Here is a 17,678-nt window from a genome sequence, read left to right on the forward strand (position 1 = left end):
CCAATATTAATTGATCAAAATGCCTCTTATTCTCCTTACACCTGATGATGAAGCCTGTTCCTTTTGTATCTTAAAAATCCCAAGTTCACTAGTGTTCTTAACATGAGGACCACCACAAACTTCAATTGAAAAACCATCAATTTCATACACACTCACAATCTCTTCATATTTCTCACCAAATAAAGCCATAGCACCCTTAGCCAAGGCATCATCCAGACTCATTACAGTTCGCTTTACAGATAATTTATTTTTTATCTGTAAATTAACCATATCTTCAACCCTCTTTATCTCATCATCCGTCATTTTATAAGGATGACTAAAATCAAACCTTAGTCTCTCAGCAGTAATATTACTACCTTTTTGCCTTACATGATCACCTAAGACTAATTGAAGTGCCTTATGAAGCAAATGAGTGGCTGTATGTAGCTTGGTAGTCTCATATGTACAATCCGCAAGTCCCCCTTTAAAGACTTTATCACCTCCTTTCTTAGAAACCTTTCGATGATTCCTAAAATGCTCTTCAAAACCTGTCTTATCTATACTAAATCCATGTTCAGTTGCAAGTTCTTCCGTTATTTCATAAGGGAAACCATAAGTATCATAAAGTTTAAAAGCAATCTCACCAGGAATTAATTTCGATGATAAATGCTGAATTAATTTAATAAATTCTTGTTCACCATGACGCAAAGTTTTAAAAAATTTTTCTTCCTCTGTATTTAACTCAGCCTTAATAAAATCTTTCTTTTCTGTTAATTCTTTATAAAAAGATTTATAAATCTCTTCAACAGGATCAACAAGATCTGCTAAAACATGAGATTCCATCCCAAGTTTTTTTGCATACCTAATAGCTCTCCTAATGATTCTCCTTAAAACATATCCCTGTCCTATATTAGACGGAAGAACTGCAAAATTATCAGCCAAAATAAAACAACTGGCCTTAATATGATCAGCAATTATTCGAATAGATTTATCATCCTTTAAATTTTGTCCATAAATTTTGCCAGAAATTTTTTCGATCTTATCAATTATCGGTCTAAAAGCATCCGTGTCATAAACTGAAGACTTTCCCTGCAAAAACGTAATTGTTCTCTCAACACCCATGCCTGTATCCACACATTTCCGATTCAACTCTTCATAATTTCCATTCTCATCCCTTTTATATTGCATAAAAACATTATTCCAAATCTCAAAATACTTACCACAAGAACATGTAATATCACATTCATTAGAACACTTCTCTTTACCTGTATCTACAAAGATTTCAGTATCCGGCCCACAAGGCCCTACATTTCCAACAGGACCCCAAAAATTATGCTCTCTTGAGAGATAAAATATTCTATCCTTAGTAATTCCAAGACTTTCCCAAACACTAGCTGTCTTTGTATCCCGTGGAATACTCTCATCACCTTCAAAAACACTAACATAAAGCCTATCTTTTGAAATATTTAAGTAATCAGGTGAAGTTAAAAACTCAAAACTATACTTTACTGAAAGTTCTTTAAAATAAGCTCCAAGAGACCAATTTCCAAGCATTTCAAAAAAAGTTAAATGACTCAGATCTCCCACCTCATCAATATCTCCTGTTCTTAAACATTTCTGAACGTCAACTAACATATCTCCAGATGGATGTATTTCGCCAAGAAGATAAGGTACAAGCGGTTGCATGCCAGCTGTATTAAAAAGAACTGTAGAATCATTATCAGGAATTAAAGACTTGCCTGCAATCTCACAATGTCCCTTACTCTTAAAAAATTCTATATACTTTTTACGTAGTTCATCAAGTTTCACTAAATAAACTCCTCATTTTTTCTATATATCATTAATTCACCCTTTAAAGTTAACTCCTTAATATAATTAACAAAGGACGTAGTCATTGCTTTTATATCTTTCTTTTTCACCTCTTTCAAAAAAGACTCTTCTTCTAAAATAAGAGTTTTACGTCTTCTTGAAACATTGAAAAGAATTTTATCTCTAATTTCATCACTTTTATCTTTAATAATAATTGCAATATCGTTATCTGTAAATTCCCTTAAAATATTATGCATATCATTATCTGTAATTCTAAGTATTATATTAATATCAAATATTCTTTCTTTAATCTCACTATCTTTAACAGGATTTAAAACTTTCATATCAATATTACTCAAAAGATTTTTTTCATCCTCAGAATCCATATAACTCAAAATATCAACAAGTATCTTAGAACCATCAAGTTTTTCTGTCTTAAGTTTACCCTGGATTGCAAATCTACTCTTAAGTCTATCAGAGATAATCTCAATCATATCCATATTTAACTGTCTCGGCTTAGCAAGCTCCTTAACAAACTGTTTCTTAATATCTTTTTCCAACATAGAAAAAACATATTTTTTCTGTTCTTTGGTTAAATAATTATATATTATCAAAAGTGTTTGAATATTTTCATCTTTAATTAAAGCCCAAAGTTGTTCATTCTCAATACCAGACAAGTAATCAAAAGGCAAAAATGGATCAACTCCTGTAACTTTTCTATAAATCTCTTTTGCTTTTGCCTTACTTAAAGATTTATTTAATAAATCATAAGTAAATTTATCATCAATTTTTAAATATTTCCTCTCACTTTTTACTAAATCTTCAAATTCTTGAATAATTCGTTTTTTATCATCAGGGGTAATGTACTTAATTTTAGTAATTTCTCTAGTAATTGCAATTATATCAGCATCATCAAGCTCAGCCATAATTTTTGATGATTTTTCAAGACCAATAGCTAAGAAATATTTTGCTATTTTTGATATTTTACTCTCTTTGCGAATAAATCCTGGTTTCCCAACTCCTTTGCTAAGAGAACTTGAATTGCTGAAATCCTCTCTTTTGCCCCTCTTAATCAGATTTACCCATAACTTAAGCAGAGAACCTTGTATTTCAGGCAAATCATTATTTAACTCTTTTTTTTCAAATTCTTTAAAGGTCTTTACTCCCAAATTTTTTGCATTCTGATATTTGGAAAGCCTAGGATCCTGCATAGACCCCCTCAATATTTGTAAGAACCAATAAATGAGCGTGATCCTTGAAAATTTTAGCTGGACATTCTCTTAGAGAAATTTCTGAACTTAAAAAATTTTCTAAAGCAGTTTTTTTTTCATGACCAATAAAGAGTAATACAGAAGCTTTAGACAAAAGTAAAGACTTAGGAGTTAAGCTCATTCGCTTACTTGGAATCTTTGGTGCATCATACTCATATTGATATCCTTCCATCTCAGAAAATAAAAGTTTCCTTGAAGGAAAAAGAGAAGCAATATGCCCATCTTCACCAACAGACAAAATGCTAAGATCCAATCTTGTAAATCTAGAATTAAATTCAACATTATAATTATAAATAGACGATGTTTCATCGAACTCACTGTAAATAAATGGATGAAAATTAGAACCACAGATTAAATTTTTATTCATCATCTTAGAAAAAAATCCTTCACTTAAAAGCCTAAAATTACTGTACTCGCTATTTAAATCAACACAACGCTCATCTACTAAAAAAAAATGAGATTTTTTAAGAGGATAATTTTGCTCATCAAAGACATTGAGAAAAGAAATAATATTTCGACCACCACAAACCCCAATACTAGTAAAATCATCTTGACTAATATTTTTTAAAAAAAAATCAAAAAATTTTCCCTTTAAATCACTCTCTTTATTAGAACACAAAAATTCCATCACCATTCCTTTCAACAAATTTAATCTAAATAATAAGAAACTGTAGTAACAACCCTTAATATCTTTTTTGAATAACGCTCATGATTTTCGGAACTTCTATCAACTGGAAGAAATTCAAAGTATCCTTGATTTGCAGTCTTAATTTTTCCTAAAACAGCACCAGAATTACGTGCAAACTCTAAAGCCGCATCCAAGGCATTTTTAATAGAATCTGCTAACATTTCAGGTTTAACATCATTAATTTTATCAAAATAATAACTTGGTCCACCATTACCAGTAAAGAGTACTCCTTTATTGTAAAGTTTAATAATATTTTTGCTTACTTGCTCCATTTTATCAATATCTTTAGTATAAATACCTAAAGATACATACGCATTGTACTTATAAAGAGTATCACTATAGTTTGCAATATGAAAATCCATATTTTTCATGCTTATCTCATCTTCATGAAACCCATAGCTAACAAAAAAATCTCTTATCGCCAAAAAATTTGCATTATTTAACTTATTAATCTCATCTATAGTATTTCCACCTAATTCATACCGTAAATTCCAACTTGAAGAAGTTGAGAGTACCTCTTTTTCACTTAAACCCTTAACAGTAATGTAATTTCCATTTTTTATTCCAATATTCTTTATACCACTAGACATGATAACTGAGGCTATCACAAAAACTAAAGATGACAATAAAAATAATAACTTTTTTGCCAACATAATTTTCAACTCCTAATTTTTTATAAACCCATAAACAAATATATTGTCAAATTAAACAATTTATTTTAACATATTATGCCATGTTAATAAACCGAAAAATCGCAATAGCACCAATGGTAGCAATTACTGACGAACACTTTAGATATATCATAAGATTATTATCAAAAAAAGTTACTCTATATACCCCAATGATTTCTGCAAAATCAATTATTATGGGTAAGTTAAACACAATTGTAAAACAAACTCCCACTGATTCACCAATTGCAATTCAAATAGCAACAAACTGTGAAAACGACGCCGCAAAAGCCATAGAAATTCTTGAAAACAAATTTAACTTTGATGAATATAATCTCAACGTTGGCTGCCCATCATCTCGTGTCCAAGATGCAAAATATGGGGCATGTTTAATGCAAACTCCAACTCAGGTAGGCAAAATCCTGCAAGCCATGAAAAAAAACACAAATAAACCTGTCTCAATCAAACACAGAATAGGCATAAGATATAATAAAAGAGAATATCATGAAACAAACTATAGCGAACTCAAACAATTTGTAGAAAAAATTATAGAATATGAAATAAAAAATTTTACCGTTCATGCACGAGTAGCCATACTAAATGGATATTCTCCTAAAGATAATCAAAATATTCCAAAACTCAGACATGAACTTGTATATCAATTGAAGCAAGATCATAAAAATATATTTATTGAAATAAATGGAGGAATTATCAGTAGTAACCACATAAAAACACATCTATCTTATGTGGATTCTGTCATGATTGGAAGAGCTGCAGCAAAAGATCCATATTTCATTGCCAAAATTTCAAGAGAATTCTTAGAAGAAAAAGAAAAAATTCCAACAAGAGAAGAAGTATTATTAAAAATGGTAGAATATATCAAAGAATATAACGAACACCTTTCAATTAATACCACACTAAAACACATAATGAGAATAGTATTTGCAAAAGAAAATGCTCGCAAATTTAGACAAATCTTAAGTGCACCTTTTCCTAAAAATCTTAAAAATCATGAAATTCTCTTAAGCGCAATTGAACACTTAAGAGAAGATACTTTAAAATCTAATTCTTAGGAGATATATAATCAAAACCTGTATATTTGACCAAATTCTTAGGTATTCGTACGCCGCCTTTTGCATCCTGAAAGTTCTCAAGTATAGCAATGATAGTTCTTGTTGAGGCTAAGGCTGTACCATTTATCATATGTACAAACTTACTCTGACCATCATCCTTATATCTAATTTTAAGGCGCCTTGACTGATAATCTGTACAGTTTGAAGTTGAAGTAACCTCTCCATACTCGCCCTTATCTCCCCTACCCGGCATCCAAGCTTCAATATCGTACTTCTTATAAGCTGGTGCACCAAGATCAAAAGAACAAACATTTAAGACTCTATACGGGATCTCAAGTTCAGTAAAAATTTCTTCTTCTAATGCCAAAAACTCATTATGAACACGATCAGAATCTTCACCCTTACAAAAACAAAACATTTCAACTTTACTAAATTGATGAACCCTATAGAGTCCCTTAGAAAATTGTCCAGCTGCTCCTGCCTCTTTACGAAAACAATGAGAAAGTCCTGCCATCTTTAGTGGAGATTTAAGATCTAATATAGTATTATAATAATATCCACCAAGAGTAATCTCAGCTGTACCAATAAGATATTTATCTGTATCTTCAATTTTATAAATATTACTTTCAGTGCCACGCGGATTAAAGCCAATTCCATCAACTATAAATTCCCTTGCAACATCAGGTGTGATAAATAAATCAAAACCCTTGAGTTTAAGTTTATTTAAAGCAAAATTAATAAGTGCAAGCTCTAAAAAAACAGCTTCATTTTTAAGATAATAAAACTTATTACCGCTAACCTCACGTGCCCTTTCAAAATCAAAAAGATCCAAATCAATTCCAATTTCCAAATGATCCTTTGGTTTAAAATCAAAATTTGGAATACTTCCTGATACTTTTAACACAATATTTCCATCCTCACCCTCACCAACAGGAACATCAGGAGCAGAAATGTTTGGAATCCGCTTGTGCTCAATCAAAAGTTTAGATGTTATATGACTCAATTTTTCTTCCAATATCGCAATTTCAGACTTTAAAACCTTTCCAGTCTCTATTAAAGAATGCCTACTAGAATCATCTATTTTTCCTTTCATAGCGCTAGCATTTTCATTCCTTATAGCATTTAACTCCCCTATCTTAGTAACAAGTTTTTTGCGCTCATCATCAAGAGAAATTAACAGATCGATATCTAACTCAAGCCCTCTATCTTTAATATTTTTTTGAATAAGCTCTAAATTATCTCTTATAAACTTCAAGTCAAGCATCACAGAACTCCCACATAGATTTAACTAAAAATAATTGAAGTCAAATAAAATAAAATGAAAAACAAATCACATCAATTATTATTATTATAAATATTATATAATAATTATAATAATAGTAGAATAAACTTATATACGGAGAAAAATATCTTTATGGTAAAAGTGTCAATATCTCAAAAACTATTCATTTTAACATCATTACTAATGATTTTTATAGGGTGTACAAAAAAAACAAAGAAAATAAGCTTTAATGAAATTGACACACTCTATAACGAAAAAGATGAAATAATAATTCAATCAATTCTAGCAGAAGAAGAAAACGAATTTTTTGAATATAAAATTAGAATACCCAAAGTAATAGATGACAGAACAAAAAACAATAAAATAAAAACATTCAATGATGAAGTTGAAAATTATTCAAATGAAATAGTCAACAACCTAGAGAGTGCTGCTCAAAATATTAAACAAGAGTCTAAAAAACCAAGTTTAAACATAGATTATGAGATCTACCATGGATATGGTATTTATACAATAATAGTAAGTGCCACTCAAACAATTAATGATACATCTATCACAAACCATAGAAGCTATTATATTAGAGATAATGGAGATTATATTTATAATATAGATGAAATTATTAATGTAGAAGAAGCATTTCCCTACTTTACTCAAAGGATTAAAGAAAAAATTGAACAAACATACTCAAATAAACTACTATTTGATTTACAGCAAGCAGTAATTTACTTTGAAAATAAAAAAATCATAATAAAATTCCCATTTTATGTATTTAATTTAGACGACACAAAAGATACCGAAAACATATTCGAATTTAGTGAAGAAGAAGCACAAAAATATATAAAACAAGGATAAAATAAATCATAAATGAAAAGAAAAAAAATTTTCAACTTAATTTCAAAAACTTACCTAGAAGAATATGACACTGAAGGGTGTTATTTTAAACATGAAAGTGGACTAGAAATATTTGAACTAAAAAATAACACATTTAAAGAAAATGCTTTTGGAATAGCATTCAAAACTATTCCCCTAAATAATACTGGGGTCGCTCATATCCTAGAACACACGATTTTTTGCGGATCAAATAAATATAGAATAAAAGATCCTTTTCTTTATTTAATGAAAGGAAGCCTAAATACTTTCTTAAATGCAATGACATTTCCAGATAAGACTCTCTATCCAGCAGCATCTACAATCCAAAAAGATTATTTTAACTTATTCAAAATATATGCCGATGCTGTTTTTAATCCATTACTTAAAAAAGAAGCCTTTATGCAGGAAGGTTATAATATAAACCCAAATAACTTTAAACTATCTGGTATTGTCTTAAATGAAATGAAAGGTAATTATTCCAACAAAAATTCTTTAATTAACGAAATTGCTACCAATTCTCTTTTTTCTGAAGGTACCTATCAATACGATTCTGGGGGCAATCCTATCGATATCATTGACCTTACATACAAAGAATTTATCGAATTTTACAGAAAACACTATACACTAGAAAATTGTAAAATATTTTTATTTGGCAATATTGACACTAATAAAAATCTTAATTTTATTGAAAAATATATAATTAGACCTTATACAAAGGAAAAATTAAATATTAATTACAATATAGAAAAAACCACAAGATGGAATAAAGGTAAAACACTAAATTTTGATATCCCAAAAGAAACTGAAAATACACTAGGAGTATATGCAATAAACTGGTTATGCACTGATATTAAAAATATCAAAGAAAATATCGGACTTGAAATTCTATCAGAAATTCTCCTAGACAGCTCCTGTCAATTCACTATAAACATGCTAAAGAGTAACATTGGTGACGTAATAGCTGATGTTAGTGGCATCAACACAGACATAAAAGAGTGCGTATTTTCATTCGGATTACAAAACGTACTTCCAGGAAAAATGGAAGAATTTAAAAATATGGTTTTTAATGAACTTAAAAATCTTGTTAAAGTAAAAATTTCAGAAGAACTAATACAAGGTATTCTCTTTGGTTATGAATTTGCATTAAAAGAAGAAAAAGGACAAGGATGGCCTATTTCTTTAATGATCAAAAGTTTTAAAGGTTGGTTACATGGAATGCATCCAACTGAAACTTTAAAAATCAATTGTCATCTAGATGAGATTAAAAACAAACTAGAGAGAGGAGAACCTTACTTTGAAAATCTAATAGAAAAATATTTACTCAATAATAATCATTACACATTGATCCAATTTAATCCATCAGATTCAGTCCTTAAAGAAATGGAAGAAAAAATAGAAAAAAAATTAATGGATAGAGAAATTGACATTAAGAAAAATCCAGAAAAATTTGCAGAATTTACTAAAGATTATAATCAATTTAAAGACTATCAAAAAAAGGAAGATCTTAAATCCGACATTACTAAGCTTCCCATGCTAAAAATAGAGGATTTACCAAAAGAAGTTGAAAAAAGTTTAACTCTTAATGAAACTCCTGAACTTAAAACACATACATTTGAATTAAAGAAAAACAATAATATCTTCAATGTATATCTATTTTTTAAATTAAGTTTTCTACAAAAAGAAGATTTCATGCATCTTTCTTTATTAAAAAGAGCCATTCAAGATCTATCTACCCAAAATTATTCCTATGTAGATTTAAATAATAAAATCCAAAATACTTTGGGACAATTAAACATATATGAAAGTTATGAAGAAGATATACAAGGAAACATGATAAATTTGTTTAACATAAATTTCAAATCATTTAACAACAAAATTCAAGAATCATTTATATTAATTAAAGAAATTTTAATCAACATAAATTTTCATGATTACGATAGATTAAAAGAAATAGTCTTAAGCCTAAAAAATGATTTTAAATCGATATTAATACCCAAAGGACATATCTTTGCAACAATAAGATCAGAATCAAAATTAAATCAAAGCAAATATCTAAAAGAACTTCAAGTTGGCCTTACAGGAAGAGAATACTGGCAAAAAGTAAAGACAGACACAGAATCTTTAAGAGAACTTGCATATAGTTTAGAAAGGCTAAGAGACAAAATAATTTTTAAAGACAATCTCTCATCACTGCTTATAGGTAGTACTAACGATGTCATTAGAAAATTAGAAAGTGAATTATTTACATTAAGAGAAAATTTAAGTGAAAAGACTTATATAAATAACCCAATTATAATACAACCATCAGACAATATCTTAACAGAAATAATCATTATTCCATCAAAAATATCTTTTAACTCCATAAGCTTTGCAAGCTATAAAATAACAGATGAAAATTATCCAAAAATAAATTTCTTAACACATATATTAAAAAGTGGAATCTTATGGGAAAAAATAAGGATCATGGGAGGAGCATATGGTGCATTTGCATCAATTACAAACGGAATATTTTCTTTTGCATCATATAGAGATCCTAACTTTGTAAAGACATATCAAGCATTTGAAACATCATTAGAAGAATTGGCTAATAACGAAATTAAAAACGAAGAACTCTATACATATTTAGTAGGAGTAATTGGTTTAAGTACAAATGTAAAAACCAAATCCATAGAAATATTAGAAAGCTATAAAAGAAAAATGCTAAACATTAGTGATCAGCTAAGACAAGATATAAGAAATGCTTACTTCAAAATAACAAGCACAGACATTAAAAATATATCTGAACAAGTATTACACCAATTAAAACAAAAGAGTAGCATTACATCTCTTGTTAACCATGCAACTTATGAAGATGAAAAAGAAAAACTAGAAGCATTTATTGGAACAAACTACAAGGTAAAAAAAATATATTAATAATTAATATATAAGAAAAAAAATTACTTAAGCTTTTTATATTTTTTGTTAAATTTGTCAATTCTACCTGCTGCATCAACAAACTTTTGTTGACCTGTATAAAAAGGATGTGATTTACTTGTAATTTCAACAGTAATTAATGGATACTCTTTATTATCACTATATTTAATTGTCTCTTTTGAAGTTAAAGTAGATCTAGTTAAAAACATCGTACCATTGGAACTATCTTTAAATATTACTAAATTACTAACAGGATGTATATCTTTTTTCATAACGCCTCTCTTAATTTGATAAAAGTTTAGTCTAAATTTCAAAGAAAGTCAATTTTACTAATCTCCATTACTCATGGTCTTTAGGAAAATTTCATTGTTCTTACTTTTTTTCATCTTTTCAACTAAAGCTTCAACACCTTCATAATCATCAACACCACCTAAAATTTTTCTAATAAGCAAAATTTTAGAACGCTCCTCTTCACTTAAAAGTAATTCTTCTTTTCTTGTCCCTGATTTCTTAATATTAATAGCAGGAAAAAGCCTTCTATCTGCCAAACTCCTATCAAGAATTAACTCCATATTACCAGTACTTTTAAATTCCTCAAATATGACTTCATCCATCTTACTTCCAGTATCAACTAAAGCTGTAGCTATAATAGTAAGACTGCCACCTTCTTCAATATTTCTAGCAGAACCAAAAAACCTTTTTGGTTTATGTAAAGCATTAGAATCAACTCCACCTGAGAGTATCTTACCAGAAGTTGGCATAGTCTGATTATAAGCCCTTGCAAGTCTTGTAATAGAATCTAAAAGAATAACAACATCCTTTTTATTCTCAACAAGTCTTTTTGCCTTTTCAATAACCATCTCTGCAACCTGCACGTGCCTACTAGCCTGCTCATCAAAATTAGATGCAATGACCTCACCCTTAACACCCCGAATCATGTCAGTCACTTCTTCAGGTCTCTCATCAATAAGTAAAATCATTAAAACAATGTCTGGATAATTAGTAGTAATTGCATTGGCTATTTTTTGAAGCAAAGTAGTCTTCCCAGCCTTTGGAGGTGATACTATTAATGCTCTTTGCCCTTTTCCAATAGGAGAAAAAAGATTAATAAGCCTAGTGGAAATATTACAATTTTCATATTCAAGATTCAACTTTGAACTAGGATATAAAGGTGTTAAATTATCAAAAGGTATTCTATTTTGTGCAAATGTAGGGTCCTGGTCATTAATGCTTTTAATTTTAATCATTGCAAAAAATCTCTCGCCATCCCTTGGAGACCTAATCTGCCCATATAAAATATCACCTGTCCTTAAATTAAAAAGTCTAATCTGAGACGGTGAAACATAAACATCATTACCTCCTGAGAGATAAGAATTAGATGCTGTACGCAAAAATCCGTACCCATCACTTAAAACATCAAGAACGCCAGTAAATAAAACATTAATATTATGTTCAGTTAATATCTTAACAAGTAAAAATATTAATTCTGTCTTCTTCATTGTTACCGCAATAGTATGATTAGTACCAAGTCCCTCAACAACTTTCCTGATTTCGGTAATGGGTTTATCATACAGACTATCAATAACGATAAAATCTTTACCACCTAAAAAATTAATAATGTTGCTTTGCTCAAGAGTTTTAATACTATTTTCTAAATCTGGATCAGATATATCATAATCAAAACCTGACGAGACTCCATGAGATTCTCTCAATTTATCAATATTAGAGTTTTTAAGTCCACTAGCAACAGATTCTTTTTTAGTGACAACTTTAACTATTTTTTTCTTAGAATTATCCTCAATCTTTAATTCTTTAGAAGAATTTAAACGCTTCATTTCATCCTCTAAATCAAATTCCGCACATTTTTTATCCATAATCTCCTCTATGAGATAAATTTTTAAGAAGGGTATTTTATCAAAAACAATACTTAACCATTAAATAATCAATAAATATAACACTAATTCATTGAAAAGTATCTTTTAATTGTGAAACTGTAAAAGAAAATAAATCTATGCTCTCATTAGATTTAATCATTTCACACTTACCATCAAAGACTATATTATCATTAATAAATATCTTTTTTGTCTTAACATCACCGTATATCTTACAACCACTATTTAAATAAACCTTATTGCTAGCATTAATATTTCCCTTTAAAATTCCTTCAATTATTAACGTATCACAAATTATCACATCTGTAATAACTTTACTATTTTTACCTATAAAAAGTATTCCACTTTTTGAAAATATCTCCCCCTCAAAAGACGAATCAAGATATAAAGCACCCTCAAACTTTAACTTTCCTCTGAAAATCAAGCTTGAATCTAACTTACATTCCCATTTGTAAGAATCCTTAATATTAACAGGCATTAACTATCCCTTAATACCCCATACTCGTTCTTTTAAATCTTTTCCTGGACGAAAATAAGCAACATGATGATCATCAACATTAACATACTCACCTGTTTGAGGATTACGAGCATTCTGGCGACCTTTTCTTTTTCTAAGCTCAAATGTACCAAAAGATCTAAACTCTATAACATTATTAAGACAAAGACTATTTTTAAGCTCTTCAAAAAAAGCATCAACTACAAGCCTTATATATTTTTTCTCTAATTTTTCATTACTATTTTTAATATTTAAAGATATTTGGTTAACAATATCTGATTTAGTAACTTTGGGTCTTCTTGAAAAAGACATAAACTAGTTCCTTATCGTAATAACAAAATACTCAAATTTGATTTTTTACGTGCAGCTTTATTCCTATGAATTATTCTTTTTCTAGCAGCAGTATCTAATTTTTTTGAAACAAATTTAAAAAACTCCAAAGCTTCTTCTTTTTTACCTTCCCTTATAAGGTTTATACAACGCTTTTCTATTGTTTTCAACTCACTCTTAACACTTACATTTCTCAAATTCCGCTTCAAATTTTGCCGAGCTCGCTTTAATGCTGATGGATTATTTCCCAAATTAAACTCCTTAATGCAGCAAACATGATAATAAATAAATATACCAACTAATTACAATATAGTCAATCATACATTAAACACACTGCTTACAATATTTATCAATACAAGCAAACACCTTTTGCATAGAATAAGACATTCCCTCATTATTAATATATACCTTTTTAAGAGTACCTCCATGATTATACACAAAAGACAAATAACCATCCCTACCCAGCTCAGAAACATGAACAAATATACTGTTAAAAAATTTATAAAAGTATTCTTTATGAGAAAATATTTTTTTCTCATAAATAGAATCCTTTCTAAATTCATAAAAAATAACCAAATCTTTAATAACTAAAATATCGTCTATTAAAACCTTAATACCAATAAGAAAAATAAAAAAAAATACTATTATGCTACCAAATGCAATATAACAAACAGACATGTTAATTAAAATTCGACACAAAAACATTAACAAATAAACACCTGAAATATAATACCTTATTGGCAACTCTTCATTCTTTGCAATAAATAGCTCACTTCTCATAATTTTAAGTTTCCTGAAGAAATTGCTTAAATATTTTTTTCTTAAAAAACAAATTTTTATTTTCCGTTCATTATTTAATCCTAGGATTAATATACTATCTGATAATCTCTTTTCAAACCATAGAATATCATTAAAAGTAAAATTAACCTTGGAATAAAAATTTTTATAAAAAATTTTATCTCCTTTGCAATCAAGCTCATAAAAATATCTTAAATAAAAAATTATTAAAAAAAAATTTATCAATATTAAAAAAAGAATAAAAATACCAAAGATATTTTTATATAACAACATATAAAATACAGAAAAGCTCAAATTAAGAAGAAAAATAAAAATTAACCTAATTTTATAAAAAAAAAACTCATTCATATTAATAAATATTATAAATATTATATTTAAACATTAAATTTAAAGAAAATTATATCACCATCTCTTACTAAGTAATCTTTCCCTTCAAGCCTAAAAAGCCCTTTCTCCTTGACGCTTTGAACACTCTGATATTTAATTAAATCATTAAATGAATATACTTCTGCTTTAATAAAACCTCTCTGAAAATCACTGTGAATGATACCCGCAGCTTCTGGAGCCTTCATTCCATCCATAAAAGTCCAAGCTCTAACTTCTTGCTCTCCAGCCGTAAAATAGGTTCTCAAACCTAAAGTATAATAAGTTGTTCGTATTAAATTGCTAAGACCACTATCATTAAGTCCCATAGACTCAAGCATTTCCCTTCGCTCATGCAAGTCTTTAATCTCAACAAGTTCTGCCTCAACCTTAGCACACAAAATTAAATAATTATTACCCTCACCTAAAGCTATATTCTTTACAGTATCTGTATATTTATTGCCACAAAGAGAATTTTCATCAACATTACAAACATATATAACTTTTTTAATAGTTAAAAGATTTAAAGATTTGATAAAATCATATCCAAATTCATCAAACTCAAATTCAATTGCCGGTCTAACATCCATTAAATGCATCTCAAGCTTCTTAAGCATCGCAACAATCTTCTTTGCATTCTCACTAATATTTTTATCAACGCTCTTTACATTTTTTTCATTCTTTAAAATGCTTTTCTGTACAGTATCAAGATCTGCAAGACATAGCTCTGTATTAATTGTGCTTATATCTCTTTGTGGATTTACATCCCCATCAACATGAATAACTTCTCTATCTTCAAAACATCTAACAACATGCACAATAATAGAAACCTCACGAATATTTGCCAAAAATTTATTACCAAGTCCCTCGCCCCTAGAAGCCCCCTTCACAAGACCTGCAATATCAACGAATTCTATTACAGCAGGAACAGTTTTTTTTGACACAACCAAACTAGCAATTCTTGAAAGCCTCTCATCAGGAATTTCCACTATACCTACATTTGGATCAATAGTACAAAAAGGATAGTTAGCAATCTCTGATTTTGATGCTGTCAAGGATGAAAATAAAGTAGATTTACCAACATTGGGCAACCCCACTATTCCCACATTAAGCGCCATAACTAAAACTCCATAAAATTAAAATCTAATTAACCAAATACGCAAATTCGCCTCTACCTATTTGTTGATTAAAATTCACTTCAACAGATAGATTGTAATAACCATCAGGTTCTTGAAGTCCTGGATAATCATACTCAAGCAAATAAGTACCTGTTTTTTGTTTCATCATTAAATCATAAACCCTAGATACTCCCTCATAAGATGAAAAAGGAATAATTGCACCACCAGTTTCATTTACTAAATACTTTAATTTAGGATCAACAGGATTATTACCAAATAATATCAAATAAAATCTAATATCATTATTCTTATAATAACTTAAAATAGTATCTATAGAATATCTATTAAAAGCAGAACGACTTAAATTTCCATTACTAAAATAAAGCACAGCTCGTCTTGCACTCTTTGACATAAGCTCAGAACCTGCAAGTTTAAGACTAACATCGGTTTTTACATAATCTGAATCATAAGCACCAAGAGAATTTGTCTTATGAATAGTACTTACTAAACTTTCAATATTATCTACTAAAGGCACACTTGTTGCATTTATAAAACTAAATTTCTTATTAGCTCTAGACTTTATAAGAGTATTTATACCCATAATCTGTTCTGACTCATAATTTTTCATAGCAAAAGACTTATCAAAAACAATTGCAATATTCATATCATTAGAAGTATTAATATCATAAGCAATTTTAGGATTAACAATATAATATTCTTCATTAGCAATAGCAAAATTTTCGCTCTTTAGACCTATAACTGGTAAGCCATTTCTATTACTAACATTAAGTTCAACATAAATTTTAGGACCTCCAACCCTAATTACCCGACGTACATCAACATTTAAACTATCATAAACACTAACATCACTTTTATAAATTGAAATTTGAGCATTATCAAAATCTGAAACAATTATTTGATTATTAACATCAATAATTGAAGATGAAATTTTAGAATCAATCTTATCTGCTTTTAAAAGCTTAACAAATGTCTTTCTTAAAACACTGTACTTATAAACACCATACTTTGAAGATATAATAATATTATTGCCTGTAAAATCACTACTAAGACCTTCTATTCCCTCAAGAGAAGTTGCAATAGAATATAAATGATTACCACTGGTATCAAAAACCTCAATGGAATTTTTTGAAGCATCAGCAACATAAATATTTCCATTTAAATATGTAACACCTGTTGGACCTAAAAGCCCCATATATCCAACTGTTTTAACACCAAAATGCAAAATAAAATTTCCCTTAGCATCAAATTTACTTACCCGTTTATTGCCCCATTCACTAACATAAATATAATCTCTCTCATCAACTGTCATATACTGAGGAGCAAGCAATTCACCATCATCAGTGCCTTTTTTCCCAATCGAACCCCTTTTAATACCAAAAGTTTTATCATATATGCCAATCTCATCATTTGAACAAAGTGTCACATACAATAGGTCACCAAGTTCAATCACGTCATAAGGCGACTTTAAAGAAGTAATTCCATCTTTAATCAAAACACTAACATTATTGTTAGCATCAAAATGTAATATTTCATTTCCTACAAAATTAACAGCATAATACCCACCATATTGATCAGCTTTTAAAGAGGTAATCTGATATCCATTTGGTCGTCTATAAATAGAATTATTAAGAGAAGCAACTTGAATAAATCTCTCAACATCAAGTTCATTATTTAATGATATACCTCTTCTTTGTTCAATTATAGATATTAACTGTCTAAGATAAGCTTCCTTATACCCTTGGGATTGCAGATTGCGCCATTCCCTCAAAGCTTCTTCAACATATCCCAACCTATAATAAACATTACCTATCCAAAAACGATAATCTAGATTACTTGGATCAAAACTTAAAACTCTTTTAAAAGATAATAAAGCATCATCATAAAGCCCATTATTATAAGAATTAAGTGCCAATTTAAATTCTTCTTGAGCATCTTTGTTGGTAACTATGCCTTGAGAATTTAAAACAAATGTACTCAAAAAAAATAAAACAAATACATTAAATATTAAAATCATTCTCTTTATACTTAAACAAATACTATACAAATTTGATATTGTTATACAAAACATACTATATATATTATACTATGCAATATGGCATATTAATATCTG

Annotated in this window: 16 protein-coding genes; 3 read left to right on the plus strand and 13 right to left on the minus strand. The window is 28.8% G+C overall.

Annotation, left to right across the window (positions count from 1 at the left end):
• Nucleotides 1–6: 6 nt before the first annotated feature.
• The 4 genes from bpSLO_RS01075 to bpSLO_RS01090 are packed head-to-tail and all read right to left on the minus strand — an operon-like array spanning nucleotide 7 to nucleotide 4,400.
• Nucleotides 7–1,788 (minus strand): alanine--tRNA ligase, encoded by a 1,782-nt coding sequence (locus bpSLO_RS01075; protein ID WP_025407478.1) that lies wholly within the window; start codon nucleotides 1,786–1,788, stop codon nucleotides 7–9.
• On the minus strand, nucleotides 1,788–2,999 hold the full coding sequence (locus bpSLO_RS01080) for a flagellar motor switch protein FliG (RefSeq protein WP_025407477.1): 1,212 nt from the start codon (nucleotides 2,997–2,999) through the stop codon (nucleotides 1,788–1,790). The genes bpSLO_RS01075 and bpSLO_RS01080 overlap by 1 nt, the downstream gene beginning before the upstream one ends.
• Nucleotides 2,986–3,687 carry a 6-phosphogluconolactonase gene (locus tag bpSLO_RS01085; RefSeq protein ID WP_025375258.1) on the minus strand — a complete coding sequence of 234 codons (702 nt, stop codon included), beginning with the start codon at nucleotides 3,685–3,687 and terminating at the stop codon, nucleotides 2,986–2,988. Before bpSLO_RS01085 ends, bpSLO_RS01080 begins: the two co-directional genes overlap by 14 nt.
• A gap of 20 nt (nucleotides 3,688–3,707) precedes the next feature.
• Nucleotides 3,708–4,400 (minus strand): SIMPL domain-containing protein, encoded by a 693-nt coding sequence (locus bpSLO_RS01090; RefSeq protein ID WP_025407476.1) that lies wholly within the window; start codon nucleotides 4,398–4,400, stop codon nucleotides 3,708–3,710.
• 80 nt (nucleotides 4,401–4,480) lie between these two features.
• Here bpSLO_RS01090 and dusA point away from each other — a divergent pair, with 80 nt between their 5' ends.
• Nucleotides 4,481–5,488: a tRNA dihydrouridine(20/20a) synthase DusA gene (gene dusA / locus bpSLO_RS01095; RefSeq protein WP_025407475.1), complete on the plus strand. Its 1,008-nt coding sequence runs from the start codon at nucleotides 4,481–4,483 to the stop codon at nucleotides 5,486–5,488.
• Here dusA and serS read toward each other — a convergent pair.
• Entirely contained in the window at nucleotides 5,478–6,752 is a 1,275-nt protein-coding gene (gene serS, locus bpSLO_RS01100; protein WP_025375261.1) for a serine--tRNA ligase, read from the minus strand. The genes dusA and serS overlap by 11 nt on opposite strands.
• Nucleotides 6,753–6,902: 150 nt before the next feature.
• Here serS and bpSLO_RS01105 point away from each other — a divergent pair, with 150 nt between their 5' ends.
• Together bpSLO_RS01105 and bpSLO_RS01110 are read left to right on the plus strand one after the other, a co-directional pair.
• The gene (locus bpSLO_RS01105; protein ID WP_025407474.1) at nucleotides 6,903–7,619 is read left to right on the plus strand and encodes a hypothetical protein; all 717 of its coding nucleotides are present in this window, start codon (nucleotides 6,903–6,905) and stop codon (nucleotides 7,617–7,619) included.
• A 12-nt stretch (nucleotides 7,620–7,631) separates the two neighbouring features.
• The gene (locus tag bpSLO_RS01110) at nucleotides 7,632–10,550 is read left to right on the plus strand and encodes an insulinase family protein (protein WP_025407473.1); all 2,919 of its coding nucleotides are present in this window, start codon (nucleotides 7,632–7,634) and stop codon (nucleotides 10,548–10,550) included.
• 23 nt (nucleotides 10,551–10,573) lie between these two features.
• Here the strand turns inward: bpSLO_RS01110 and bpSLO_RS01115 are convergent, their stop codons facing one another.
• The 8 genes from bpSLO_RS01115 to bpSLO_RS01150 form a co-directional block, all read right to left on the minus strand.
• Nucleotides 10,574–10,822: a type B 50S ribosomal protein L31 gene (locus tag bpSLO_RS01115; RefSeq protein ID WP_025375264.1), complete on the minus strand. Its 249-nt coding sequence runs from the start codon at nucleotides 10,820–10,822 to the stop codon at nucleotides 10,574–10,576.
• A gap of 57 nt (nucleotides 10,823–10,879) precedes the next feature.
• Nucleotides 10,880–12,424, minus strand: a complete 1,545-nt coding sequence (gene rho / locus bpSLO_RS01120) for a transcription termination factor Rho (protein WP_025375265.1) — start codon at nucleotides 12,422–12,424, stop codon at nucleotides 10,880–10,882.
• Between the two features lie 88 nt (nucleotides 12,425–12,512).
• Nucleotides 12,513–12,920: a bactofilin family protein gene (locus tag bpSLO_RS01125; RefSeq protein ID WP_025375266.1), complete on the minus strand. Its 408-nt coding sequence runs from the start codon at nucleotides 12,918–12,920 to the stop codon at nucleotides 12,513–12,515.
• Nucleotides 12,921–12,923: 3 nt separating this feature from the next.
• Entirely contained in the window at nucleotides 12,924–13,250 is a 327-nt protein-coding gene (locus bpSLO_RS01130) for an HU family DNA-binding protein (RefSeq protein WP_011772186.1), read from the minus strand.
• Between the two features lie 11 nt (nucleotides 13,251–13,261).
• Complete coding sequence (rpsT, locus tag bpSLO_RS01135) at nucleotides 13,262–13,519, minus strand: 30S ribosomal protein S20 (protein WP_025407472.1); 258 nt, start codon at nucleotides 13,517–13,519, stop codon at nucleotides 13,262–13,264.
• A 73-nt stretch (nucleotides 13,520–13,592) separates the two neighbouring features.
• Nucleotides 13,593–14,048 (minus strand): hypothetical protein, encoded by a 456-nt coding sequence (locus bpSLO_RS08065; protein WP_348648854.1) that lies wholly within the window; start codon nucleotides 14,046–14,048, stop codon nucleotides 13,593–13,595.
• 392 nt (nucleotides 14,049–14,440) lie between these two features.
• Complete coding sequence (gene ychF / locus bpSLO_RS01145; protein WP_025375268.1) at nucleotides 14,441–15,547, minus strand: redox-regulated ATPase YchF; 1,107 nt, start codon at nucleotides 15,545–15,547, stop codon at nucleotides 14,441–14,443.
• Nucleotides 15,548–15,572: 25 nt separating this feature from the next.
• Nucleotides 15,573–17,579 (minus strand): hypothetical protein, encoded by a 2,007-nt coding sequence (locus bpSLO_RS01150; protein ID WP_025375269.1) that lies wholly within the window; start codon nucleotides 17,577–17,579, stop codon nucleotides 15,573–15,575.
• Nucleotides 17,580–17,678 lie beyond the last annotated feature (99 nt).

This window comes from Borrelia parkeri, from assembly GCF_023035815.1.
Taxonomy (GTDB): Bacteria; Spirochaetota; Spirochaetia; order Borreliales; family Borreliaceae; genus Borrelia; species Borrelia parkeri.

Coding starts and splice junctions, on each gene's coding strand:
- rho (WP_025375265.1), bottom strand. CDS start 12,424: ATGGATAAAAAATGTGCGGAATTTGATTTAGAGGATGAAATGAAGCGT.
- bpSLO_RS08065 (WP_348648854.1), bottom strand. CDS start 14,048: ATGAGAAGTGAGCTATTTATTGCAAAGAATGAAGAGTTGCCAATAAGG.
- bpSLO_RS01080 (WP_025407477.1), bottom strand. CDS start 2,999: ATGCAGGATCCTAGGCTTTCCAAATATCAGAATGCAAAAAATTTGGGA.
- ychF (WP_025375268.1), bottom strand. CDS start 15,547: ATGGCGCTTAATGTGGGAATAGTGGGGTTGCCCAATGTTGGTAAATCT.
- bpSLO_RS01130 (WP_011772186.1), bottom strand. CDS start 13,250: ATGTCTTTTTCAAGAAGACCCAAAGTTACTAAATCAGATATTGTTAAC.
- serS (WP_025375261.1), bottom strand. CDS start 6,752: ATGCTTGACTTGAAGTTTATAAGAGATAATTTAGAGCTTATTCAAAAA.
- bpSLO_RS01085 (WP_025375258.1), bottom strand. CDS start 3,687: ATGGAATTTTTGTGTTCTAATAAAGAGAGTGATTTAAAGGGAAAATTT.
- bpSLO_RS01105 (WP_025407474.1), top strand. CDS start 6,903: ATGGTAAAAGTGTCAATATCTCAAAAACTATTCATTTTAACATCATTA.
- bpSLO_RS01090 (WP_025407476.1), bottom strand. CDS start 4,400: ATGTTGGCAAAAAAGTTATTATTTTTATTGTCATCTTTAGTTTTTGTG.
- dusA (WP_025407475.1), top strand. CDS start 4,481: ATGTTAATAAACCGAAAAATCGCAATAGCACCAATGGTAGCAATTACT.
- bpSLO_RS01115 (WP_025375264.1), bottom strand. CDS start 10,822: ATGAAAAAAGATATACATCCTGTTAGTAATTTAGTAATATTTAAAGAT.
- bpSLO_RS01125 (WP_025375266.1), bottom strand. CDS start 12,920: ATGCCTGTTAATATTAAGGATTCTTACAAATGGGAATGTAAGTTAGAT.
- bpSLO_RS01110 (WP_025407473.1), top strand. CDS start 7,632: ATGAAAAGAAAAAAAATTTTCAACTTAATTTCAAAAACTTACCTAGAA.